Here is a 23,215-nt window from a genome sequence, read left to right on the forward strand (position 1 = left end):
ATGCCCAAGCGCCCCGACCTGAAGTCCGTCCTGGTCATCGGCTCCGGCCCCATCGTGATCGGGCAGGCCGCCGAGTTCGACTACTCCGGCACGCAGGCCATCCGCGTGCTCAAGGAGGAGGGCGTCCGCGTCGTCCTCGTCAACTCCAACCCGGCCACGATCATGACCGACCCGGAGCTGGCCGACGCCACCTACGTCGAGCCCATCACCCCCGCCGTGGTCGCCAAGATCATCGAGAAGGAGCGCCCCGACGCCCTGCTGCCCACCCTCGGCGGGCAGACCGCGCTGAACACCGCCATCGCCCTGGACAAGGACGGCGTGCTCGAGCGCTTCGGCGTCGAGCTGATCGGCGCGAACATCGAGGCCATCGAGCTCGGCGAGAACCGGGAGCTGTTCAAGGGCGTCGTGGAGCGCGCCGGCGGGGAGTCCGCCCGCTCCCACATCGTGCACACCATGGAGGAGGCCCTCGCCGCCGTCGAGGACCTGAAGTACCCCGTCGTGGTGCGCCCCTCGTTCACGATGGGCGGCCTCGGCTCCGGCATGGCCTACGACGAGGCCGACCTGCACCGCATCTGCGGCGCCGGCCTGCAGTACAGCCCGACCTCCGAGGTCCTGCTCGAGGAGTCCATCCTCGGCTGGAAGGAGTACGAGCTGGAGATGATGCGCGACAAGAACGACAACGTCGTGGTCGTCTGCTCCATCGAGAACGTGGACCCCGTGGGCGTGCACACCGGCGACTCCATCACCGTGGCCCCGGCCATGACGCTGACCGACCGCGAGTACCAGAAGCTGCGCGACATCTCGATCAACGTCATCCGCGAGGTCGGCGTGGACACCGGCGGCTGCAACATCCAGTTCGCGGTGAACCCCGCGGACGGCCGCGTCGTCGTCATCGAGATGAACCCGCGCGTCTCGCGCTCCTCAGCCCTGGCCTCGAAGGCCACCGGCTTCGCGATCGCCAAGATCGCCACCAAGCTGGCCCTCGGCTACACGATGGACGAGATCCCCAACGACATCACGCAGAAGACGCCGGCCTCCTTCGAGCCCGTCCTCGACTACGTGGTGGTGAAGGTCCCGCGCTTCGCGTTCGAGAAGTTCCCGGCCGCCGACCCCACGCTCACCACCACCATGAAGTCGGTGGGCGAGGCCATGGCGATCGGCCGCAACTTCACCGAGGCGCTCCAGAAGGCGCTGCGCTCCCTCGAGCAGAAGGGCTCCGAGCTGGCGTTCCCGCAGAACGCGGACCCGCGCGAGCTGCTGCGGCGCGCGCGGACCGCCACCACCGACCGCCTCGCCCAGACCCAGCAGGCCCTGTACGCCGGCGGCACGATCGAGGAGGCCTTCGAGGCCACCGCGATCGACCCCTGGTTCCTGGACCAGTTCGTGCTGATCAACGAGGTCGCCGACCAGATCCGCGACGCCGAGGTCCTCGACGAGTCCCTCCTGCGCCACGCCAAGCGCCACGGCTTCTCGGACGCCCAGATCGGCTCGCTGCGCCACATGGGCGCGGACGTCGTGCGCGGCGTGCGCCACGCCCTGGGCGTGCGCCCCGTGTACAAGACCGTGGACACCTGCGCCGCCGAGTTCGAGGCGTTCACCCCCTACCGCTACTCCAGCTACGACCTGGAGACGGAGGTGGCCCCGCACGAGGGCCGCTCGGTGATCATCCTCGGCTCCGGCCCCAACCGCATCGGCCAGGGCATCGAGTTCGACTACTCGTGCGTCCACGCCACCATGGCGCTGCGCGAGGCCGGCTACGAGACCGTCATGGTCAACTGCAACCCGGAGACGGTCTCCACCGACTACGACATCTCGGACCGCCTCTACTTCGAGCCGCTCACCCTCGAGGACGTCCTCGAGGTCATCGCGGCCGAGGAGGCCTCCGGCGGCGTGCTCGGCGTCTACGTGCAGCTCGGCGGCCAGACCCCGCTGAAGCTGGCCCAGCAGCTGGCCGACGCGGGCGTGCCGATCCTGGGCACCTCCCCGGAGGCCATCGACCTGGCCGAGCACCGCGGCGAGTTCGCCCGCGTGCTCGACCGCGCCGGCCTCGTGGCCCCGAAGAACGGCACCGCCGTCTCTTTCGAGGACGCCAAGCGCGTGGCGGACGAGATCGGCTACCCCGTGCTCGTGCGCCCCTCGTACGTGCTCGGTGGCCGCGGCATGGAGATCGTCTACTCCGAGGAGGCGCTGGCCCACTACGTGGAGCACGCCACGGAGATCACCCCGGACCAGCCGATGCTCGTGGACCGCTTCCTCGAGGACGCCATCGAGATCGACGTGGACGCCCTCTACGACGGCGAGCGCATGTACCTCGGCGGCGTGATGGAGCACATCGAGGAGGCCGGCATCCACTCCGGCGACTCGGCGTGCGTGCTGCCCCCGGTCACCCTCGGCCCGGACGTGCTCGAGCGCGTGCACCGCGCCACCGAGCAGATCGCCGCCGGCGTCGGCGTGCGCGGCCTGATCAACATCCAGTTCGCCCTCGCCTCGGACGTGCTGTACGTGATCGAGGCCAACCCGCGCGCCTCCCGCACGGTGCCGTTCGTCTCCAAGGCCACCGGCGTGCAGCTGGCCAAGGCGGCGGCGATGATCGGCGTCGGGAAGTCCATTGCGGACCTGCAGGCCGAGGGCGTGCTGCCCACGGCCTACGACGGCGCCACCCTGCCGCTCGGCGCCCCCGTGGCGGTCAAGGAGGCCGTGCTGCCCTTCACCCGCTTCCGCACCGCCGAGGGCCGCGTCGTGGACTCGCTGCTGGGCCCGGAGATGCGCTCCACCGGCGAGGTCATGGGCATCGACCGGCACTACGACACGGCCTTCGCGAAGTCCCAGGCCGCCGCCGGCGGTCCGCTGCCCACCTCGGGCCGCGTGTTCGTCTCGGTGGCCAACCGGGACAAGCGCACCCTCGTGGGCCAGGCCAAGCGCCTCGTGGACCTGGGCTTCCAGATCGTCTCCACGGGCGGCACCGCGGAGGTGCTGCGCCGCAACGGCATCCCGGCCGAGACGGTCGCGAAGATCGCCGAGGCCGGGGGAGAGGACGGCGCCGGCACCGTGCTCGAGCAGCTGCACGCCGGCACCGTGGACCTCGTGCTGAATACCCCCTCGGGTGGCGACGCCCGCACGGACGGCTACGAGATCCGTGCGGCGGCCACCTCCCTGGGCGTGCCGGTGATCACCACCACCGCCGAGTTCGGCGCCTGCCTGCAGGCGATCGAGGCCATGCGCGCCTACGAGTGGTCCGTCACCTCCCTCCAGGAGCACGACGCGCGGCTGCAGCAGGCCGTCGAGGCCTCGGCGTGAGCGCGGCGGCCCCGGCCCGGGCGCCCTTCGGCCGCCGGCTGAGGTCGGCGATGGCCCAGGCGGGGCCGCTGTGCCTCGGCGTGGACCCGCACCCGTCCCTGCTGCGGCAGTGGGGGCTGCCGGACACCCCGGCCGGCCTCGAGGCGTTCTCCCTGACCGGTCTCGAGGCCGCCGTGGGGCCCGACGGTCCCCGGGTGGCCGCGATCAAGCCGCAGGTGGCGCTCTACGAGCGGCACGGCTCGGCCGGGCTCGCGGCCCTGGAGCGCCTCCTCGCCGAGGCGCGGGACGCGGGCGTGCTGACGATCGCCGACGCCAAGCGCGGGGACATCGGCTCCACGATGGACGGCTACGCCGCCGCGTGGACCTCGGACGCCTCGCCCCTGGCGGCCGACGCCGTCACTCTCAGCCCGTACCTCGGCTTCGGCACCCTGGTGCCCACGATCGAGGCGGCCCACGCGGCCGGCCGCGGTGTGTTCGTCCTCGCGCTCACCTCCAACCCGGAGGGGCGCGAGGTCCAGCACGTGGGCCGGGACGCGGGCGAGGGCGCGGTGGCCCGGCGGATCGCCGCCGCGGCCGCGGACCTCAACGCCGCGCTGCGCGCCGAGGACGAGTGGGGCCCGGTGGGCCTGGTGCTCGGCGCCACGGTGGCCGAGGACGCGGAGCGGCTCGGCCTGGACCTGCCCGGTCTCGCCGGGCCTCTGCTGGCCCCCGGCTTCGGGGCCCAGGGCGCGACGGCGGCCGGCATGCGGGAGGGGTTCGGACGGGCCTGGCCCCAGGTGCTGGCCACCTCCTCCCGGGGCATCCTCGCCGGCGGGCCCACGGTGGCGGGGCTCGTGGAGCGCATCGAGCGCGACAGGGCTGACCTGGGCTGACGGGGGGGGGGGGGGGGGGGGGCGCGCAACAGCGTTTCCCGCCCCTCCGGTGGGGATGGTATTTTCCTTTCCAATCGGCCCCGAAAAGATTCGTTGAATCTGGAACGGATCGGTCGGACAGGTTGAGGGACGAGAGACATGAGGGCACGGACATGGCGTTGCGACAGCTGAGCGTGGAGGAGCGGGCGGAGGCCCGCTCGAAGGCACTCGCGGCCCGTCAGGAGCGCGCCGCGCTGAAGGCGGACTTCGCCGCCGGACAGGTGTCCTTCGCCGAGGTCTTCTCCCGCGCGGACGCCGAGGACGCCATCGGCCGCCTGCGCACGGTGGACCTGCTGCAGGCGCTGCCCGGCGTCGGCGAGGTGCGCGCCCGCGAGGCCATGGCCGGCTGCGGGATCTCGCCCCGCCGCCGGCTCCGCGGCCTCGGCCGTCGTCAGCGCGAGGCGCTGATCGCCTATATTGGCCGGTGACCCGCCCCGCCCCGGCGGGTCCGCGCCGTCCCCGCTGAGGGGCGGACCGTGCCCGTCCCAGCAGGAGGAAGCGTGACCGACGCGTTCGACCACGGCCCCGCCCCGGCCGTCCCCGTGGCCCGCACCGCCGCCCAGGAGCGCCGCCCCGGCCCCGGCGTCACGGTGCTCGCCGGACCCACCGCGGTCGGCAAGGGGACCGTCTCGGCCTACGTGCGCGAGCACTACCCGCAGGCCTGGCTCTCCGTCTCCGCCACCACCCGGCCGGCCCGGCCGGGGGAGGAGGACGGCGTCCACTACTACTTCACCACCCCCGAGGAGTTCGACTCCCTCGTGGCGGCGGACGAGATGCTCGAGTGGGCCGTGGTGCACGGGGTGCACCGGTACGGCACGCGCCGGGACCGGGTCATGGAGGCCGTGGCCCAGGGCCGGCACGTGCTGCTGGAGATCGACCTGCAGGGCGCGCGCCAGGTGCGCGAGTCCCTGCCGGAGGCGACCTTCGTGTTCCTGGCCCCGCCGAGCTGGGAGGAGCTGGTCTCCCGGCTGGTCGGACGCGGCACGGAGGGGCCAGAGGAACAGCGCCGTCGCCTCGATACGGCTAGACTGGAGCTCGCCGCGGAACCCGAGTTCGACGCCGTCGTCGTGAACGACCGCGTGGAGCGGGCCGCCGAGGAGCTGGTGAGGCTCATGGGGCTGGACCCCGAGCACAGCTCGCCCGAGGCCTGAGGACCGGCCGGATCCGGTGCCGCACCCGGCACCGACGAGACAGTGAGACGAAGACTTTGGAGACACCCGTGACCGAACAGTACGACGGCATCGTCAACCCGCCCATCGACTCCCTGCTGGAGCGGGTGGACTCGAAGTACGCCCTGGTGCTCTTCGCCGCCAAGCGGGCCCGTCAGATCAACGCCTACTACTCGCAGCTCCACGAGGGCCTGTTCGAGTACGTCGGCCCGCTCGTGGACACCCAGCTCAACGAGAAGCCGCTGTCCATCGCCCTGCGCGAGATCGAGACGGACCTGCTCGAGTCCCACGAGGCCGTGGAGGCCACCCCGGAGGCCGACCTGGCCGCCGAGGACTTCGGCGACTTCTCCCTGCCGGGCGAGGACGACCCGTTCGCCACGCTCGAGCCCTCCGACGCCGGCCAGCCGGTCGGCGACCCCGAGGCCATCGAGGAGGCCGCCGAGGCCGTGCGCGCCGAGGAGGGCACCTCCGAGGACGCCCCGGAGGCCTGATCCCGCCATGGAGATCGTCCTCGGCGTCGGCGGAGGCATCGCGGCCTACAAGGCCGCCCTGTTGCTGCGCCTGATGACCGAGGCCGGTCACGGCGTGACGGTGGTCCCCACCGCCAACGCCCTCGAGTTCGTGGGCACGGCGACGTGGGAGGCGCTGTCCGGCCGGCCCGTGCGCACGGGCACCTTCGAGGCCGTCGACGAGGTCAACCACGTCCGCCTGGGCCGGCAGGCCGACCTCGTGGTCGTCGCCCCGGCCACCGCCGACCTGCTCGCCCGCACGGCCGCGGGCATGGCCCCGGACCTGCTCGGCAACGTGCTGCTGACGGCCACGTGCCCCGTGGTCCTGGCACCGGCCATGCACACCGAGATGTGGCACCATCCCGCCACGGTCGCCAACGTCGCCCTGCTGCGCGAGCGCGGGGTCACCGTCGTGGAGCCCGCCGTGGGGCGGCTGACCGGCGCCGACTCAGGCGCCGGCCGCCTGCCCGAGCCCGACGAGATCTGGGAGCTCGCGCAGGCCGCCGCCGCCGACCCCGCCGCTCGCCGCCCGCGCGCGACGACGTCGCGGCCCGGCCCGGCCGCGGCCGGCGCGGCCCCGGGTCCGCTCGCGGGGCGCACCGTGGTGATCACCGCCGGCGGCACCCGCGAGGCACTCGACCCGGTCCGCTACCTCGGCAACCGCTCCTCCGGCAAGCAGGGCGTCGCCCTGGCCCGGGCGGCCCTGGCCGCCGGCGCCCGGGTGCGCTTCATCGCCGGGTCGATGTCCGTCCCCGTGCCCGAGGGCGTGGAGCGCGCGGTGCACGTGGAGTCCACCGCCGAGCTGCTGACGGCCGTGCTCGAGCAGGCCGCGGACGCCGACGTGCTCGTGATGGCCGCCGCCGTCGCCGACTTCCGCCCCGCCGAGGCCTCCGAGTCCAAGATGAAGAAGGGTGACGACGGCTCCTCGCCCGTCATCGTCCTGGAGCGCACCGAGGACGTGCTCGCCACGGCGGTGCGCACCCGCGCCGCCGGCGGGCCCATGGCGCCGCTGATCGTCGGCTTCGCCGCCGAGACCGGGGACGCCGAGTCCTCCGTGCTCGAGTACGGCCGCGCCAAGCTCGCCCGTAAGGGGTGCGAGATGCTGGTGGTCAACGAGGTCGGCCGGGACAAGGTGTTCGGCCGGGATGAGACCGCCGTCACCATCCTCTTCGCGGACGGCAGCCCGGCCGTCGAGGCCGCCGGGTCCAAGGACGAGGCCGCCGCCGCCGTGGTGGGCGCCGTCGTCGACCGGCTCGCCGCGTCCGCCCCGGGAAGCGCGTCCGCCCGCTGACCTAGACTGTGCGGCATGACCGACGCCGCCCAGCCGAGCCCTGCCCGCCACGCCGACCCGTACACGGGCGTGGGCGGCGGCGAGCTCCGCCTCTTCACCTCCGAGTCCGTCACCGAGGGCCATCCGGACAAGATCTGCGACCAGATCTCGGACGCCATCCTGGACGCGATCCTCGCTGCGGACCCCGCCGCGAAGGTGGCCGTGGAGACCCTCACCACCACCGGCCTCGTGCAGGTGGCCGGCGAGGTGAACACGTCCGCCTACGTCGAGATCCCGCGGATCGTGCGAGAGACCATCCTGGACATCGGCTACGACTCCTCCGCCAACGGGTTCGACGGCGCCCAGTGCGGCGTGAACATCTCCATCGGCCAGCAGTCCTCGGACATCTTCGCCGGCGTGACCCGCTCCCTCGAGGCCCGCGAGTACGGCTCGGCGGACGAGGTGGACGAGCAGGGCGCCGGGGACCAGGGCATCATGTTCGGCTACGCCACGGACGAGACCCCTGCGTACATGCCCATGCCCATCTACCTGGCCCACCGGCTCTCGGAGCGACTCACCGCCGTGCGCCGCCAGGAGAACACCCCCATGCCGTACCTGCTGCCGGACGGCAAGACGCAGGTGACGATCGGCTACGCCCCCGGGCACGTGCCCACCACGGTCGAGGCCGTCGTGGTCTCCACCCAGCACCACGACTGGGTGGGCCAGGAGCAGCTGCGCAAGGACGTGGAGGAGCACGTGATCCGTCCCGTGATCGAGCGCTCCGGCCTGGACACCTCGGGCATGCGCGTCATCATCAACCCGGGCGGCAAGTTCGTCATCGGCGGCCCCGTGGGCGACGCCGGCCTCACCGGCCGCAAGATCATCGTGGACACCTACGGGGGCATGGCCCGGCACGGCGGCGGCGCCTTCTCCGGCAAGGACCCGTCCAAGGTGGACCGCTCCGCCGCGTACATGCTGCGCTGGGTGGCCAAGAACGTGGTGGCCGCCGGCCTGGCCTCCCGCGCGGAGTTCCAGGTGGCCTACGCGATCGGCTCCGCCCGCCCCGTGGGCCTGTACGTGGACACCTTCGGCACCGCCGTGGTGCCCGAGGAGCGCATCATCCAGGCCGTCAACGAGGTGTTCGACCTGCGCCCGGCCGCGATCGTCAAGGAGCTGAACCTGCTGCGCCCCATCTACCGCAAGACCGCGGCGAACGGCCACTTCGGCCGGGACGACGCGGACTTCACGTGGGAGCGCACGGACCGGGTGGAGCGGCTGCGCGCCGCCGCCGGCCTCTGACCGGAGGCGGGCCATCACGGACGCGCTGTTCGCCCTGCCGGAGCCCCCGGACCGGCCCCGGCTGCCCGAGAACCCGGATGGCTGGCCCGAGCGGCCAGTGGCGCGCGTCCTGCTCGACTCCCCGGTGCCGCACCTGGACCGGGAGTTCGACTACCTGATCCCCGTCACGCTCGACGAGCGGGCCCGGCCCGGCTCCCGCGTGGCCGTCCGCTTCGGCGGCCGGCCCATGACCGGGTGGCTGGTGTCCCGGGAGGACGAGCCGGCCACGGGTGCCCAGCTCACGGAGCTCACCGCCGTGCTCACCTCGGTGCCGCCCCTGACGGAGGAGGTCCTCGCCTCGGCGCGCGCCGTGGCCCGGCGGCAGGCCGGCGTCGTCACGGACGTGCTGCGGGCCGCCGTGCCCCCGCGCGTCGCGCAGGTGGAGAAGGCGGCCCTGGCCGAGGACGCCGGCGCCGCGGCGGACCACCCCGTGACCCTGGCGGTGGAGGAGGCCCCGGAGGGCGAGCCGGTCGGAGCCGGCGAGGGGATTGCGCCCACCGTGTGGGAGTCTCTCGAGGGCGGCCGGGCCTTCGTGGCGGCCGTCCTGGCCGGGGACGGGCCGCGGGCGGCCGCCGTGGTCCCCTCGCGCCTGCTCGAGTGGGACGAGGCCGCCGCGATGGCGCACCTGGCCCGCGCGGTCGCCGCCGGCGGGGGTGGCGTGCTGCTGCTCGTGCCGGACCACCGCGACCTGGACCGGCTGTGCGCGGCCCTCGACGACGCCGTGGGGGAGGAGGCCTACGCGCGCATCGGCTCGGAGGACGGGAACACCCCCCGGTACCGGGCCCACCTGGCCGCCCTGCGAGGCACCCGCCGCATCGTGGCCGGGACCCGCGCGGCGGCGTGGGCGCCGGTGCGCGACCTGCGGCTGACGGTGCTCTGGGACGACGGCGACGACGCCTGGGCCGAGCCCCGCGCCCCCTACTTCCACGCCCGCGAGGTGGTGCTCGAGCGGACGCGCCGCACCGGCTCGGCGCTGCTGTTCGCCGGGCCCTCCCGGTCCGTGCCCGTGCAGCGGCTGGTCGAGTCCGGATGGCTGCTGCATTTGGGCCCGTCCCGGGCGGCCCAGCGCGAGATCGGACCGCGGATCGTCTCGACCGCGGACGCGTGGGAGACCGCGCGGGACCCCTTCGCCCAGCGGGCGCGGCTGCCGCAGGCGGCCTGGGGCGCGGCGCGGGCGGCGCTGCTCGGCGAGCGGCCGGGCCCGGTGCTCGTCCAGGTGGCCCGGGCCGGGTTCATCCCCGCCTTGGTCTGCGACCGGTGCCGCACCCCCGCTCGCTGCCGGCGCTGCGCGGGGCCGCTGGGCTTCCGCGACGCGCGGGCCGCCCGGCTCGGCGAGGTCGCCTGCCGCTGGTGCGGCACCCGCGAGCGGGGCTTCCGCTGCACCGAGTGCGGGGCGGGCGCCCTGCGCGCCGGGGCGCGCGGCGTGGACCGCACGGCCGAGGAGCTCGGCCGCGCCTTCCCCCGCATCCCCGTGCACTCCTCCTCCGCCCAGCACCGGCTCGGCACGATCCCGCCGGGGCCGTCGCTGGTGGTCGCCACCGTGGGCGCCGAGCCCGTGGCCGAGGACGGCTACGCGGCGGCCCTGCTGCTCGACGGCGACGCCCAGCTCCAGCGCGAGGGCCTGGACGTGCCGGGCCGGGTGCTGGCCCGCTGGCTCGCGGCCGCGTGCCTCGTGCGCCCCGCCGCGGACGGGGGAGTCGTGGTGGTCACCGCGGACGCCGGGGAGGCGGTGAACGCCCTGGTGCGCCGGGACCCGGACGGGTTCGCCGCCCACCAGGTCGCCGAGCGCAGGGAGCTGCACCTGCCGCCGGCCGGCCGGCTGGCCGAGGTGACCGGGGAGGCGTCCGCCGTGCGCGAGTACCTGGACCTCGTGGAGGCGGCCCGGCGGGAGCGGCCCGAGGAGGACGTGCACGAGGACCCGCACTCGGCCCCGCTCGACGGCGGCCCCGCCCGGCTGCCGTGGATCGGCCCGGTGCCGGACGCCGCGGACGAGACCCGGTCCCGGGCCCTGCTGCTCTTCCCCTACGCGGCCGCGGACGCGACCGTCGCCGCGCTGCGCGCCGCCCGCTCTGCTGCGTCGGCGCGCCGGGAGACGTCCCCCGTGCGGGTGCGGCTGGACCCCGCCGGCGTCCTCTGACCCGGCGTCCTCCGACCCTTCTGGCCCCGACCCGGCGCGCGGCCTCTGACCTCGCGCGCCCGCTGACCTGACGAGCCCGGGCGCAGCTCAGCGGCCGCGGGCCGCCCCGGCGCGCAGCAGGGCCGCGCATTCGCCCGGCCGCTCGTAGTGCAGCAGGTGCCCGACGCCGTCGAGCACGTGCAGCTCGGCCCGCCCGCCGCCGGCCTCGATGGCGGCCGCCAGCGCCTCCTGCGCGGGCACTGAGCCGAGCGGGTCCTCGCGGCCGGCGACGAGCAGCACCGGCAGGCGCAGCCGGTCGGCCGCGTCGGCCACGGTCCCCGTGCTGGACGCCCGGTAGGACTCGGAGAGCATGCGCGCGGACGCGAACCGGGAGAAGTACCGCCGGTGCTGGTCATGGGTGTACGCCAGGACGCGCCGGTCCGGCGTGCGCGACATGGCGAGGGTGGTCACCCACACCACGGGCGCCGCGCCGAGCACGAGGCGGCCGGCCCGCTCGGGCAGCCGCGCCGCGAGCTCGTAGTAGCCCCGGGCGAGCGCGGCGAGGCCGCGGCTTGTCCAGGACGCGGAGGCGTCCAGGGCGGGCTCGGCGATGGGGTTGAGCAGGGCCAGGCGGTCCCAGCGGCCGGGGTCGCGGGCCACGAGCTCGGCCCCCACCACCGTGCCGTAGGAGTGGGCCACGAGCACCGGCCGCTGCGAGGGAGGCATCGCGGCGAGGACGGCGGCCACCGCGTCCGCGTGGTGGGCCACGGTGTGCTCCGCGTCCGGGAACGGCTCGGAGTCCCCGAAGCCGGGCAGCTCGATCGAGGTGATCGCGCGCTCGGGCAGGGCGTCGGCGAGCAGGGCCAGCCCGTGGTGGTCCCCGCGGAAGCCGTGCACGAACACCGTCCGGGGCGGGGCGGCGGCATCGCGGTGGGCGGGGGCGACCTCCGGCTCGTACTCCCACACGGCCACGCGCAGGGGGCGCCCGCTCACGGGGTCGGCCACGGCGACCTCGCGGCGCCGCGGGGTCCGGACCGGATGCCCGGTGAGGACAGCGGGGGAGCCCGACGGACGCGGGATGCGGACGCGGTCGCGCCAGCGCACGGGCGGCGCGTCGCGGTGCGGGCGGGGGCCGGCGTCGTCAGAGAGAGCCACGCGCCCACCCTAGCCAGGGCCGCTCGGGTCGTGCGCATCAGCGCAGCGCAGGCCGTCGTCGTCATCGTCCCCGCCTTCTCCGGGCTCGACGCGCCGCACTGGCGGCCGGACGCGCGCGGGGTCATCGCGGGGCTGACGGGCTACGCCGGGCGCGGGCACCTGGCGCGCGCCGCCGTCGAGGCCACGGCCTACCAGAGTCGGGACCTGCTCGAGGCGCTCACCGCGGACACGGGCCGGCGGATCGAGGCGCTGCGCGTGGACGGCGGCATGACGGTGAACGAGTCCCTGCTCCAGTTCCAGGCGGACATCCTCGGGGTGCCCGTGGTGTGCCCCCGCGTCACCGAGACCACCGTGCAGGGGGCCGCGGGAGGGGTCGCCGGCCCTGGCCGCGCCGCGCGGAGGGCCCGTAGGGTGCTCCGGTCCCTTCCCGACCCCGTGCGCGGCCGGGCGGACCGTCCCGTCCCCCACGAGAGGCCCCTGCATGCGGCACTCCGCCATCCTGAGATCCGTCAAGATCGCCCTCGCCTTCGTCGGTCTGCTGGTCGGCGCCGGCTTCGCCACCGGCGCCGAGGTCATCCAGTACTTCGTGGGCTTCGGCTGGATCGGGATCCTGGGGGCGGGCCTGGCCGGTGTGCTCGTGGCCCTCGGCGGCGCCGTCATCCTCCAGCTGGGCAGCGTGTTCCTCGCCGCCGACCACAAGGTGGTCTTCCGCAGCGTCTCCCACCCGGTGATGGCGCGCATCCTGGACGTCACCGTGACCGTCACGCTCTTCGCGATCGGCTTCGTCATGCTGGCCGGCGCCGGCTCCACCCTCGCCCAGCAGCTCGGCTGGCCCACCTGGGCGGGCGCGGGGCTGATGACGGCCCTCGCGCTGGTCACGGGCATGCTGGACGTGGAGAAGGTCTCGGCGATCATCTCCCTCATCACGCCGCTGATCATCCTCGCCGTGGTGGCCGGGTTCGTCCACGTGCTCCTCACGCACGAGGGCTCCTTCACCGCGAACGAGGCCCTCGCCGTGCAGGCCGCCACGCCGGTGGCGCCCTGGTGGCTGTCCTCCGTGAACTACTTCGGCCTCGTCGTCGTGATGGCCGTGTCCATGTGCCTGGTGATCGGCGGGTCCATCACCAACCCCCGCGAGGCGTTCGCCGGCGGCCTCACCGGCGGCGTGCTCTACACCGTCCTGCTGCTGCTGGCCTCGGTGCTGCTCTACCTCGGCTACGCCGAGATCGGCCGGGCCGACGTGCCCATGCTCCAGCTGTTCGCCTCGATCGCCCCGTGGCTGGGCTGGACGATGGTCGTGGTCATCTACCTGATGATCTACAACACGGCGATCGGCATGTTCTACGCCCTGGGCCGCCGCCTCACCGCCGAGCGCCCCGGGCGCTACCGTCCCGTGTTCATCGGCGTCACCCTGCTGGCCTTCGCCGTCAGCTTCGTGGGCTTCGGCGACCTCATGAACGTCGTGTACCCGGCCCTGGGCTACCTCGGCATCGTCCTGGCCCTCGTGCTGATCGCCTGGTGGGTCCTGCACCGCCGCCAGATCTCCGCCGAGTCCGGCCTGCGCCTGCGCCTGCGCGCCCTCCTGCGGCTGCGCGAGCACCCCGAGAAGACCTTCACCGCCCAGCACGCCGTCCTGCTGCAGGAGGCCGCCGACGAGTCCGTGGCCGCCACGGCCGTGGTGACCGAGGCCGTGGAGGAGGAGGTCGTCCAGGCCATCGAGGCGGACGAGCCGGACGGGGACCCACGCCGGTCCTGACCGGCCCCGGGGCGCCGTCGCCGTAGGATGGCAGTGCCGGCCGCCGTCGCCGGCCCCTTTGCGCGCCGCCCGTCCGGGCGGGCGCGCCCGCCATCCCGACCCCCGACTGCGTGAGGACACGAACCGCCGTGAGCCAGACCCCCCAGAGCGCCGCACCGGCCACCCCCCGGATCCCCGCCGACGCGGAGTACTCCTTCCGCGAAGTCGAGGCCCGCTGGGCCGGGTACTGGGAGCAGGCGGGCACCTTCGCCCCCCTCGAGGACGGCTCCGAGACGCGCACCGTGGTGGACATGTTCCCCTACCCCTCCGGCGACCTGCACATGGGCCACGCCGAGGCGTTCGCGATGGGCGACGTCGTCGCCCGCCACTGGATGCAGCGCGGCTACGACGTGCTGCACCCCATCGGCTGGGACTCCTTCGGCCTGCCCGCCGAGAACGCCGCCATCAAGCGGGACGCGCACCCGGCCGAGTGGACCTACGCCAACATCGAGACGCAGAAGCGCTCCTTCCAGCGCTACGGCATCGCCGTCGACTGGTCCCGCGAGCTGCACACCTCCGACCCCGAGTACTACCGGTGGACGCAGTGGCTGTTCCAGCAGCTGTACCGCCAGGGCCTGGCCTACCGGAAGGACTCCCCGGTCAACTGGTGCCCGCAGGACCAGACCGTGCTCGCGAACGAGCAGGTCGTGGACGGGCGCTGCGAGCGCTGCGGCACCGAGGTCACCAAGCGCACCCTGAACCAGTGGTACTTCCGCATCACCGAGTACGCGGACGCCCTGCTCGACGACATGGACCAGCTCACCGGCCACTGGCCCGAGCGGGTGCTGGCGATGCAGCGCAACTGGATCGGCCGCTCCGAGGGCGCCCACGTGGACTTCCAGATCGAGGACGGTCCCCAGGTCACGGTGTTCACCACCCGCCCGGACACCCTGCACGGCGCCACCTTCATGGTGGTGGCCGCGGACGCCCCCCTCGCCGCCGAGCTCGCCGACGAGTCCGTGCGCGCCGAGCTCGAGGCGTACCGCGAGGAGCTCAAGAAGGTCTCGGACATCGACCGCCAGGCCACCGACCGCCCGAAGACCGGCGTGTTCCTGGGCCGCCACGCGATCAACCCGCTCAACGGCGAGCGCCTGCCAGTGTGGGCCTCGGACTACGTGCTGGCCGACTACGGCACCGGCGCCATCATGGCCGTGCCCGCCCACGACCAGCGCGACCTCGACTTCGCCCGCGCCATGGGCCTGCCCGTGCGCGCCGTGCTGGACACCGGCGAGGAGGACCCCGCCGTCTCGGGCGTGGCCACCACCGGCGACGGCACCCTCGTGAACTCCGGCGAGCTGGACGGCCTGGACAAGACCGCGGCGATCGCCCGCGCCATCGAGATCGTCGAGGGCCGGGGCACCGGCCGCGGCACCACCACGTACCGTCTGCGTGACTGGCTGCTCTCCCGCCAGCGCTTCTGGGGCACCCCCATCCCCGTGGTGCACTGCGAGGCCTGCGGCGAGGTCCTCGTCCCCGAGGACCAGCTGCCCGTCACCCTGCCCACCGACCTCAAGGGCGAGCAGCTCGCCCCCAAGGGCCAGTCGCCCCTGGCCGCGGCGACGTCGTGGGTCGAGGTCGCCTGCCCCGACTGCGGCGGCCCCGCCCGCCGGGACACCGACACCATGGACACCTTCGTGGACTCGTCCTGGTACATGCTGCGCTACGCCTCCCCGAACGACGACACGCAGGTCTTCGACCCGGAGGCCGTGCGCCGCTGGCTGCCCGTGGACCAGTACGTGGGCGGCGTGGAGCACGCCATCCTGCACCTGCTCTACGCCCGCTTCTTCACCAAGGCCCTGCACGACCTGGGCCTCGTGCCGTTCACCGAGCCCTTCCGCGCCCTGCTGAACCAGGGCCAGGTGCTCAACGGCGGCCGGGCCATGTCCAAGTCGCTGGGCAACGGCGTGGACCTGGGCGCGCAGCTCAACGAGTTCGGCGTGGACGCCGTCCGCCTCACCATGGTGTTCGCCTCCCCGCCGGAGGACGACGTGGACTGGGCCGACGTCGCCCCCGGCGCCGCCGGCAAGTTCCTGGCCCGCGCCTGGCGCCTGGCCCGCGACGTCCGCGAGGCCGGCACCCCGGCCGACGCCGACCCGGCGACCGGCTCCGCTGCCCTGCGCCGCGTGACCCACCGCAGCGTGCACGAGGCCGGCCAGCTCCTGGACGACGGCAAGTTCAACGTGGTGATCGCCAAGACCATGGAGCTGGTCAACGCGGCCCGCAAGGAGATCGACGGCGGCGCCGGCGCGGCGGACCCCGCCGTCCGCGAGGCCGCCGAGGCCGTCGCCGTGCTGCTCTCCCTCGTGGCCCCCTACACCGCCGAGGACATGTGGGTGATGCTCGGCCACGAGCCCTCCGTGGTGCGCGCCGGCTGGCCGGCCGTGGACGAGTCCCTGCTGGTCGAGGACACCGTCACCGCGGTCGTCCAGGTCAAGGGCAAGGTCCGCGACACCCTCGAGGTCCCCGCGGACATCACCGCCGAGGACCTCGAGGCCCGTGCCCGCGCGTCGCAGAAGGTCCTCACCTTCATCGGCGACGCCGAGATCGTCAAGGTGATCGTGCGCGAGCCCAAGCTCGTGAACCTCGTGATCCGCTGACCGCGCGCGAGCGCGCGGAGAGGAGGCCGGCCGTGGCGACCATCGAGCAGTGGCGCGACGACGCCCTCGTGCGCCTGCGCTCCCGTCGGTCCCAGCTGGTCGGCCGCGCCCGGTACGGGCTGAAGCCGCCGCGCCGGGACCGGACGGCCGTGGTCACGGACTCCGCGGCCGCCCTGCCGGCCGCCGTGCTCGGCCACTCCCTGGCCGCCGGCATCCGGCAGGTGCCGCTGCCCGTGATGGTGGGGGACCAGATCCACGCCGAGGGCACGGACGACCTCGCCCTCGAGCTGCCGCTGGCCCTCGCGGCGGGCACCGCGCTGCGCACCTCGCGCCCCTCGCCCGGCGCGTTCCGCAGCGTCTACGCGCAGCTGGCGCGGGAGGGGTACGCCCGGATCCTCTCCGTGCACCTGTCCGGGGAGCTCTCCGGCACCGTGGAGGCTGCACGGCTCGCCGCCGCGGACGCCGAGCGGCCCGTGACCGTGGTGGACTCGCGGACCGTGGGCTTCGCGCTCGGCATGGCCGTGGTGGACGCGGCCGTGGACGCCGGGGTGGGCATGCCCGTGGCCCGGATCCGCGAGCGGCTCGAGGCCACCGTGGACTCCAGCCACGTGCTGTTCACGGTGCCGAGCCTGGAGCAGCTGCGCCGCGGCGGGCGGATCAGCGGGCTCGCCTCGCTGATCGGCACGCTGCTGCACGTGCGCCCCGTCCTGGCCGTCGACGACGGCGCCATCAGCCTCGTGGACCGGCCCCGGTCCGCGGCCCGCGCCGTGGACCGGCTCGTCGAGCTGGCCACCGAGCGCGCCGGAGACGTCCCGGTGCGGATCGCCGTGCACGAGTACGGCGACCCCGAGACCGCCGCCGCCCTCGCCGAGCGGCTCACGCCCGTGTCCACCACGCCGGTCCCCGTGGTGGAGCTGCCCGCCGTGCTCGCCGCGCACCTCGGTCTCGGGGCGCTCGGCGTGGTGGTGTGCCCGTTGGAGTCGCCCACGGGGGGCTCCGGGGACTGACGCCGGCGACGGCTCCTGCACAGGCGCCCGCGACGGGTCGGCCGTCCCCAGGCACGGCCGCCGGCCGTGGCGCGGCCGGGGGACCGGCGCAGACTCCCGGCATGAGCCACCCCCACCGCCTCGCCCCGGACGCCGCCCTCTCCGACGACCCCGCCGAGGACGCCCCGCGTCCGACCTGGTCCCGTTCCGCCGGCCCCGCCGCGCGCGGGCCCTCCGCGTGGGAGCGCGTGCCCCCGCGCGGGCGCGTCCTGCGCTGGCGCCCCGCCCTCCTGGCCGTCACCGTGCTGCTCGTGGCGGCCGCGGCCTGGTGGGCGGTCGCCTGGCTGACCAGCCCCGCACCGCCGTCCCCGGCGCCCGCCGCCTCGGCCGTCGAGGCCCGGGTGGAACCGGAGACCGAGGACGGGCCGGACGCGGCCGATGCCGCGCCCCCCTCCGACGGTGCCGGACCCGCCGCGGAGCCGTCGGGCGGGTCCGGGCCGGTGGCCACGCTGCTGCGGGTGCACGTGGTGGGGGAGGTGGAGCGGCCCGGGGTGGTCAGCCTGGCCCCCGGCGCGCGCGTGGCCGACGCCGTGCGGGCCGCCGGCGGGGCAACGCGGGAGGCCCGGACCGAGCGCATCAACCTGGCGGCGCCCCTGGCGGACGGGCGGCAGGTGCTCGTCCCCTCCGCCCGCACCCCGGAGGAGGACCTCGCCCGAGTGGCCGGCGGCCAGGACGGACCGGGCGGTGCGGAGGGTGGCGCGGCCGGGACAGCGCCGGACGCGGCGGCGTCGGCGCCGGCGGGACCCGCTCGGGCAGGCGGGTCGGGCGGCGCGGGGGCCGGCCCCGTGGACCTCAACGCGGCCGACGCCGTCGCCCTGCAGACCCTGCCCGGGGTGGGACCGGCCACGGCGGAGAAGATCATCGCCCACCGCGAGACGGTCGGCCCGTTCACGGGCCTGCAGGACCTCGACGCCGTCCCGGGCGTCGGCCCGGCCGCGCTGGAGCGGCTGCGGGACCGCGTCACGTGGTGAGCGCCCCGGCCGGCTCCCGGCCGCCGGAGGCCCCCGGGGCCCGGACCGACCCGGCGGCGCGGCGCGGCGACGTCCCCGGCCCCCTCGACGCCCGCTGGGTGCCCGCCCTCCTGGCCTGCCTGACGCTCGGCATCGTCTCCGACGGCTGGGAGGCGGCCACCCGGACGACCGTGGCCCTCGCCTGCCTGGGGGCGGCGGCCGCGGCCGTGCTGCTCGCCGCGCGGGCGCCCACCCCGGCCTGGATCCGGGGCGCGGGCACCGCAGTCGCCCTGGCGGGGGTCGCCGTCGCCCTGATGCTCCAGCACTCGGCCGTCCCGGCGGCGGCCCTCGAGCGCACGGGCTGGGCGGACGTGGTCCGGGAGCAGGCCGCGGTGCGGGTCGAGCTGGCGGTGACCGGCGCGGCCGTGGAGACCGCAGGGACCTTCGGCCCCCGGTGGAGCGCCCCCGTGCGCGTGCGCGCCTTCGGCCACCCCGCCCGAGCTCCGGAGGCGGCGGTCGCCGCCCGCCTGTCGGGCCCCGGCACCGTCCCGTCCGCGCTGGGCGCCGCTCCGGACTCCGAGCCCGCCCCGGGAGGACGGGTCGTCGGCCCGCCGGCCGCGACCGTGCTGTGCGTCGTCGTCACCCCGGACACCGGCGACGGCACGGTGTTCCTCACCGCGGCCGCGGCGCCCACCCCGGGGCCGTGCCCGGCGGCGGACGCCGCCCACGGTGCCGCCTCCGTCGAGGACGAGCCGCCCCCGCGGCGGGAGGCCCTGCGCGCCGCGTTCCGGGCCGCGGCCGCGGGCACCGCCGGCACGGCCCCCGAGCTCATCCCGGGGCTCGTCCTGGGCGACCGCTCCGCCCAGGGGCGGCCGCTCGACGCGGCAATGAAGGCGTCCGGGCTCTCCCATCTCTCCGCGGTCTCCGGAGCGAACGTCGCCCTGCTGCTCGGGTTCACCGCCGTGGCCCTGCGGTCCCTGCGCGTGCACCGCGCCGTGGTGATCGCCGCCGGGCTGGGCCTCCTGGCGGTCTTCGTCGTCGTGGTAGGGCCCGAGCCCTCGGTGCTGCGGGCGGCCGTCATGGGCGCGCTCGGCGCCGTCGCCGTGTTCCTCGGCCGCGGGCGCCAGGCCTTCGCGCTCCTGGCCGTCGGCGGGACCGCCCTGCTGGTGGCCGTGCCGTCCCTCTCCGTCGAGCCGGCCTTCCACCTCTCCCTCGCGGCCACCGCCGGGATCGTCCTGGCCGGGTCCTGGGGCGACCGCACCCTGCACGGGCCCCTGCGCCGCGTCCTGCCCGACGCCGCGGCCCGCTGGCTGTCCGCGTCGCTCGCGGTGACCCTCGCCGCTCACCTGGCGTGCCAGCCGGTCCTGCTGGCGATGACCGGGGAGCTCTCCGCCTACGCCGTCCTGGCCAACCTCGTGGCGGCGCCCGCGGTGGCCCCGGTGACGGTGCTGGGCACCCTCGCCGCCGCCCTCGTGCTGCCGGCCCCCGCCGTGGCGGCCGCGCTCGTGTGGCTCGTCCAGTGGCCCTCGGCTTGGATCGGGGTGGTGGCGCACGCCGCCGCTGGGCTGCCCGGCGCGCTGCGGCCCTGGCCGTCCGGGGCCCTCGGCGTGGGCCTCGGGGCGCTCCTGACCGCCGCCACGCTCGCGGGCTTCGCGGCCGTGCTCGTGCTGGAGCGCCGCCGCCACGCCCGGGTCCGCCGGGTGGGGGCGGGCGCACCCCTGCCCCCGGAGCGCACGCCCGCGCTGGTGCTGCTCGCCGCCGTGCTCGTCGCGGCGGCCGTGGGCAGCGTGGGCGCGGTCCTCGTGCCCCGGCCGCCCGGCGCGGCCCCGCCGGACTGGGCGGTGGCCTTCTGCGACGTCGGCCAGGGGGACATGGCGGTGTTCCGCTCCGGGTCGCGGGCCGGCGTCGTGGTGGACGTGGGGCGCGAGCCCGAGGCCGCCCGGCGCTGCCTCGAGGACCTCGGGGTGGACCGCGTGGAGGCCGTGCTGCTCACCCACCTGCACGCCGACCACGCCGGCGGCCTCGCGGGAGTCGCCGACCGGGCCGTCCCCGGGGCGGTGCGCTACGCCACCCGGGACGCCGCCGGCGTCGGCCGCTCCGGGGCGACGGCGGGGGAGGCCCCCGGGGTCGCCCCGCCCGCCGGGGGCGCCCGGCTCGTCACGGGCGAGCGGGGCGCGGCGGGTCAGGCGCGCTGGGAGGTGCTGCTCGCCGACGCGCGGGCGGCCGAGGAGAACGACGCCTCGGCCCAGCTCCTCGTCACCGTCGACGCCCCGGCCGGTCCGGTGACCACGCTCGTCACGGGGGACATGGAGGAGGAGGCCTCCGGCGTCTGGGCCGCCGGGCGGCGCTCCGACGCGGCCGGGCCGCCGTCCGTGGACGTGCTCAAGGTGGCCCACCACGGCGCCCGCAATGGCGGCACGGCGGTGCCGCGCGCGGTCCGGGCGCGCCTGCACGTCGTCTCGGTCGGCGCGGAGAACACGTACGGGCACCCGCACCCGGCGACCCTGGACGCCCTGCACCGGCTGGGGCCGGTCGCGCGCACGGACCTGCACGGCACGATCGCCCTCGTGGCCGAGGGGCCGGACGGCGCGGCCGGGGCCGGGGAGATCGGCGTGTACACCGTCCGCCCGCCCTCGGCCGTCCGCACCGCGCCCTAGGATGGGGGCATGTCCGCCGCCCGCAGCCCCCGTTCCGGCCGAGCCGGCCGCGTCGACCCCCTGGCCTGGCGGAAGGCCGAGCCCGCCCCGCTCATGCTGCTGAAGGGCCCCGAGGACCACGCCGCCCGCTGGGTCACGGACAAGGTCACCGCCGCGCTGCGCGAGCGCCACGGCGAGCTCGAGGTCCACAGCCTGCGCGCGGGGGAGTACCAGGCCGGCCAGCTGGCCACCGCCGCGAGCCCCTCGCTGTTCGCCGAGCCCACCCTCATCAAGGTGGACGGGCTGGAGTCCATGAACGACGCGTTCCTCGAGGACGCCCTGCGCCTGGTGCAGCAGGGCCCCGGGGCCGACGACGTCACGCTCGTGCTGCGCCACGCCGGCGGCAGCCGGGGCAAGCGGCTGCTGGACGCCGTCGCGAAGGCGGGCACCGTGGTGGACTGCGTGCCTCTGAAGAAGGACGAGGAGCGCCTCGCCTTCGTCCTGGCCGAGTTCCGGGACCGCCGCCGGCGGATCGAGGAGGACGCCGCCCGCGCCCTGCTGCGCGCCACCGGCGCCTCCCTCACCGAGCTGGCCGCGGCGTGCGCCCAGCTCGTGGACGACACCGAGGGCACCGTCACCGCCGCCATGGTGGACACCTACTACGGCGGCCGGGTCGAGGCCACGAGCTTCGCCGTCGCCGATGCCGCCCTGGAGGGACACGCCGCCCGAGCCGTCTCCCTCGTGCGGCACGCGATGGCCACCGGGGTGCACCCCGTGATGGTCACCGCGGCCCTCGCCCTCAAGGCGCGGCAGGTGGCCCGGATGATCGACGCCCACCGCCCGGCGGGAGAGCTGGCGGCGCTGCTGGGCGTCGCCCCTTTCCAGGTGCGCTACATCCAGCAGGCCGCCCGCCACTGGACGCCCGCCGGCATCGCGCAGGCCATGGAGTGGATCGCCCAGGCCGACGCCGAGGCCAAGGGCGCCTCCCGCAACCCCGAGTTTGCCGTCGAGCGCGCGGTCATCCGCGTCGCCACCGCCGTCAGCCGCTGAACGCGACGCGGCCCCCGCTCCGAGCGATCGGAGCGGGGGCCGCGGTCACAGCCGTGCGGCGTGGATCAGCCGAGGAGGGCCTTCACGCGGGCGGCGATGCCGGACTTGCGGTTCGCGGCCTGGTTCTTGTGGATGACGCCCTTGGAGGCGGCCTTGTCCAGCTTGCGGGAGGCGGTGCGCAGGGCGGCGGCGGCGGCCTCGGCCTCGCCGGCGGCGACGGCCTTGTCCACGGCGCGGATGGCGGTCTTCAGCTCGGACTTCACCGCGACGTTGCGCTGGCGCGCCTTCTCGTTGGTGAGGATGCGCTTCTTCTGGGACTTGATGTTAGCCAAATCGGGTCCTTCGTCGTCGGCGGCGCGGACGAGACGTCCGTGCGCCGCATGAACAGGGGGGTCGTGGAGGGTGCCCGGATCCGTGGACTGAGCGGCGTGGGGAACACCGATGATGACCCGTTCCGGGGGTGCCCGTCGACCGGCGGACACAATGCGCACGATCCTACCACCGCGTCGCCGGGCACGCGGTCACCGGGCGGGCCCCGTGTCGGCCGGGAGGGCCGGACCCGTCGCCGCGGGGACGGCGGGGGCAACGGGAGCGCAGCGGGCCAGCGCCCGGATCAGCGGCGCCAGCCCTGGGCGCGGGCCAGCGCGTCGCCGACCCGCTCGAAGGCAGCCAGGTCCAGCACGCCGCCCTCGCGGCGCACCGCGGCGGGGTCCACGCGCAGCACGCGGTCCAGCTTGGCCTCGGACGGGCGGCCGGCGCGGTCCCACGGGCCGGAGCCCACGTCCACGTAGTCCTCGTCGCGCACGCGGGCGTTGTTGCGGTCGCGGCTGGTCAGCATCAGGCCCAGCAGCAGGTCCCCGTCGCGGCCCACGAGCAGCACGGGCCGGTCCTTGCCGCGGCCGTCCATCTCCTCGTACGGCACCCAGGTCCACACGACCTCGCCGGGACCGGCCGCCGGGCCGGGCACGGGCGCGTACTCCACGCGGCCCATGCCGGTGAAGTCCGCCAGCAGGGCGCGGCCCTGCGGGTCCGTGGCGCCCGACGCCGGCCGCGTCCGGTCCTGCCCGCCCCGGGGCCGGCCGTCGTGGCCCCGGTCGGGGAAAGGCCAGGAGTCGGTCGGCTTCTTCGGGTCCCACGCGCGGCCGGCGGGGCCGGGAGGACCGGGGAACGGGGCGGCGCCGGAGCCCCGCCCGCCGGCGTCGCCGGTCCAGGAGCGGCGGGCGTCGTCGTCGCGGAGGGAGCCGATCAGGCGGATCGCCCGGCGGCCGAGGGCGAGGGCGCGGTTCAGGTCGAAGGCCATGCAGGGGAATCTAGTGGACGCGCGGGGCCCACGGCGCGGGGCCGGGCCCCGTCGGGGCCATGAGAGACTAGGCGGT

17 protein-coding genes and 1 pseudogene are annotated in these 23,215 nt (G+C 75.8%); 15 read left to right on the forward strand and 3 right to left on the reverse strand.

Annotation, left to right across the window (positions count from 1 at the left end):
• The 8 genes from carB (at nucleotide 1) to HDA33_RS03085 (ending at nucleotide 10,631) form a co-directional block, all read left to right on the forward strand.
• Nucleotides 1-3,297 carry a carbamoyl-phosphate synthase large subunit gene (gene carB / locus HDA33_RS03050; protein WP_184170795.1) on the forward strand — a complete coding sequence of 1,099 codons (3,297 nt, stop codon included), beginning with the start codon at nucleotides 1-3 and terminating at the stop codon, nucleotides 3,295-3,297.
• A gap of 50 nt (nucleotides 3,298-3,347) precedes the next feature.
• Complete coding sequence (gene pyrF / locus HDA33_RS03055; protein ID WP_246417039.1) at nucleotides 3,348-4,169, forward strand: orotidine-5'-phosphate decarboxylase; 822 nt, start codon at nucleotides 3,348-3,350, stop codon at nucleotides 4,167-4,169.
• A gap of 152 nt (nucleotides 4,170-4,321) precedes the next feature.
• Nucleotides 4,322-4,636, forward strand: coding sequence for an integration host factor, actinobacterial type (gene mihF, locus HDA33_RS03060; RefSeq protein ID WP_184170798.1), 315 nt, complete (start codon nucleotides 4,322-4,324; stop codon nucleotides 4,634-4,636).
• 72 nt (nucleotides 4,637-4,708) lie between these two features.
• A complete protein-coding gene (gene gmk, locus HDA33_RS03065) occupies nucleotides 4,709-5,359 on the forward strand; it encodes a guanylate kinase (protein WP_158493337.1) in 651 nt (216 codons plus the stop codon).
• 68 nt (nucleotides 5,360-5,427) lie between these two features.
• Complete coding sequence (rpoZ, locus tag HDA33_RS03070) at nucleotides 5,428-5,868, forward strand: DNA-directed RNA polymerase subunit omega (RefSeq protein ID WP_158493338.1); 441 nt, start codon at nucleotides 5,428-5,430, stop codon at nucleotides 5,866-5,868.
• Nucleotides 5,869-5,875: 7 nt separating this feature from the next.
• Nucleotides 5,876-7,177 carry a bifunctional phosphopantothenoylcysteine decarboxylase/phosphopantothenate synthase gene (locus HDA33_RS03075; RefSeq protein WP_184170801.1) on the forward strand — a complete coding sequence of 434 codons (1,302 nt, stop codon included), beginning with the start codon at nucleotides 5,876-5,878 and terminating at the stop codon, nucleotides 7,175-7,177.
• 15 nt (nucleotides 7,178-7,192) lie between these two features.
• Nucleotides 7,193-8,455 (forward strand): methionine adenosyltransferase, encoded by a 1,263-nt coding sequence (metK, locus tag HDA33_RS03080; protein ID WP_158494547.1) that lies wholly within the window; start codon nucleotides 7,193-7,195, stop codon nucleotides 8,453-8,455.
• 97 nt (nucleotides 8,456-8,552) lie between these two features.
• Nucleotides 8,553-10,631, forward strand: a complete 2,079-nt coding sequence (locus HDA33_RS03085; protein WP_184170805.1) for a primosomal protein N' family DNA-binding protein — start codon at nucleotides 8,553-8,555, stop codon at nucleotides 10,629-10,631.
• Between the two features lie 87 nt (nucleotides 10,632-10,718).
• On the opposite strand, the gene HDA33_RS03090 is transcribed toward HDA33_RS03085, so the two are convergent.
• Entirely contained in the window at nucleotides 10,719-11,765 is a 1,047-nt protein-coding gene (locus HDA33_RS03090) for an alpha/beta fold hydrolase (RefSeq protein ID WP_184170808.1), read from the reverse strand.
• Here HDA33_RS03090 and HDA33_RS12645 point away from each other — a divergent pair.
• The 7 genes and pseudogenes from HDA33_RS12645 to holA all read left to right on the forward strand — a co-directional run.
• Nucleotides 11,760-12,131 (forward strand): annotated as a pseudogene (locus HDA33_RS12645) (FGGY-family carbohydrate kinase); the annotation flags it as partial. The gene HDA33_RS03090 and the pseudogene HDA33_RS12645 overlap by 6 nt on opposite strands.
• Nucleotides 12,132-12,246: 115 nt before the next feature.
• The gene (locus tag HDA33_RS03100) at nucleotides 12,247-13,521 is read left to right on the forward strand and encodes a YkvI family membrane protein (protein ID WP_184170811.1); all 1,275 of its coding nucleotides are present in this window, start codon (nucleotides 12,247-12,249) and stop codon (nucleotides 13,519-13,521) included.
• 128 nt (nucleotides 13,522-13,649) lie between these two features.
• The gene (leuS, locus tag HDA33_RS03105; protein WP_184170814.1) at nucleotides 13,650-16,157 is read left to right on the forward strand and encodes a leucine--tRNA ligase; all 2,508 of its coding nucleotides are present in this window, start codon (nucleotides 13,650-13,652) and stop codon (nucleotides 16,155-16,157) included.
• A gap of 32 nt (nucleotides 16,158-16,189) precedes the next feature.
• A complete protein-coding gene (locus HDA33_RS03110) occupies nucleotides 16,190-17,164 on the forward strand; it encodes a DegV family protein (protein WP_184170817.1) in 975 nt (324 codons plus the stop codon).
• A gap of 101 nt (nucleotides 17,165-17,265) precedes the next feature.
• Nucleotides 17,266-18,174 (forward strand): ComEA family DNA-binding protein, encoded by a 909-nt coding sequence (locus tag HDA33_RS03115; RefSeq protein WP_184170820.1) that lies wholly within the window; start codon nucleotides 17,266-17,268, stop codon nucleotides 18,172-18,174.
• Nucleotides 18,171-20,810, forward strand: a complete 2,640-nt coding sequence (locus HDA33_RS03120; protein ID WP_184170823.1) for a ComEC/Rec2 family competence protein — start codon at nucleotides 18,171-18,173, stop codon at nucleotides 20,808-20,810. Before HDA33_RS03115 ends, HDA33_RS03120 begins: the two co-directional genes overlap by 4 nt.
• 9 nt (nucleotides 20,811-20,819) lie before the next feature.
• Nucleotides 20,820-21,839: a DNA polymerase III subunit delta gene (gene holA / locus HDA33_RS03125; protein ID WP_184170826.1), complete on the forward strand. Its 1,020-nt coding sequence runs from the start codon at nucleotides 20,820-20,822 to the stop codon at nucleotides 21,837-21,839.
• 65 nt (nucleotides 21,840-21,904) lie between these two features.
• Here the strand turns inward: holA and rpsT are convergent, their stop codons facing one another.
• Together rpsT and HDA33_RS03135 are read right to left on the reverse strand one after the other, a co-directional pair.
• The gene (rpsT, locus tag HDA33_RS03130; protein WP_002854699.1) at nucleotides 21,905-22,171 is read right to left on the reverse strand and encodes a 30S ribosomal protein S20; all 267 of its coding nucleotides are present in this window, start codon (nucleotides 22,169-22,171) and stop codon (nucleotides 21,905-21,907) included.
• Nucleotides 22,172-22,452: 281 nt separating this feature from the next.
• Nucleotides 22,453-23,139 (reverse strand): type II toxin-antitoxin system PemK/MazF family toxin, encoded by a 687-nt coding sequence (locus tag HDA33_RS03135; protein ID WP_184170829.1) that lies wholly within the window; start codon nucleotides 23,137-23,139, stop codon nucleotides 22,453-22,455.
• Nucleotides 23,140-23,215: the final 76 nt, after the last annotated feature.

Origin of the sequence: Micrococcus endophyticus, assembly GCF_014205115.1 — a bacterium.
Lineage (GTDB): Bacteria > Actinomycetota > Actinomycetes > Actinomycetales > Micrococcaceae > Micrococcus > Micrococcus endophyticus.

Excerpts from the sequence above, each read along its gene's own strand:
- carB (WP_184170795.1), top strand. The coding sequence starts at position 1 with ATGCCCAAGCGCCCCGACCTGAAGTCCGTCCTGGTCATCGGCTCCGGC.
- pyrF (WP_246417039.1), top strand. The coding sequence starts at position 3,348 with ATGGCCCAGGCGGGGCCGCTGTGCCTCGGCGTGGACCCGCACCCGTCC.
- mihF (WP_184170798.1), top strand. The coding sequence starts at position 4,322 with ATGGCGTTGCGACAGCTGAGCGTGGAGGAGCGGGCGGAGGCCCGCTCG.
- HDA33_RS03075 (WP_184170801.1), top strand. The coding sequence starts at position 5,876 with ATGGAGATCGTCCTCGGCGTCGGCGGAGGCATCGCGGCCTACAAGGCC.
- metK (WP_158494547.1), top strand. The coding sequence starts at position 7,193 with ATGACCGACGCCGCCCAGCCGAGCCCTGCCCGCCACGCCGACCCGTAC.
- HDA33_RS03100 (WP_184170811.1), top strand. The coding sequence starts at position 12,247 with ATGCGGCACTCCGCCATCCTGAGATCCGTCAAGATCGCCCTCGCCTTC.
- HDA33_RS03115 (WP_184170820.1), top strand. The coding sequence starts at position 17,266 with ATGAGCCACCCCCACCGCCTCGCCCCGGACGCCGCCCTCTCCGACGAC.
- holA (WP_184170826.1), top strand. The coding sequence starts at position 20,820 with ATGTCCGCCGCCCGCAGCCCCCGTTCCGGCCGAGCCGGCCGCGTCGAC.
- HDA33_RS03135 (WP_184170829.1), bottom strand. The coding sequence starts at position 23,139 with ATGGCCTTCGACCTGAACCGCGCCCTCGCCCTCGGCCGCCGGGCGATC.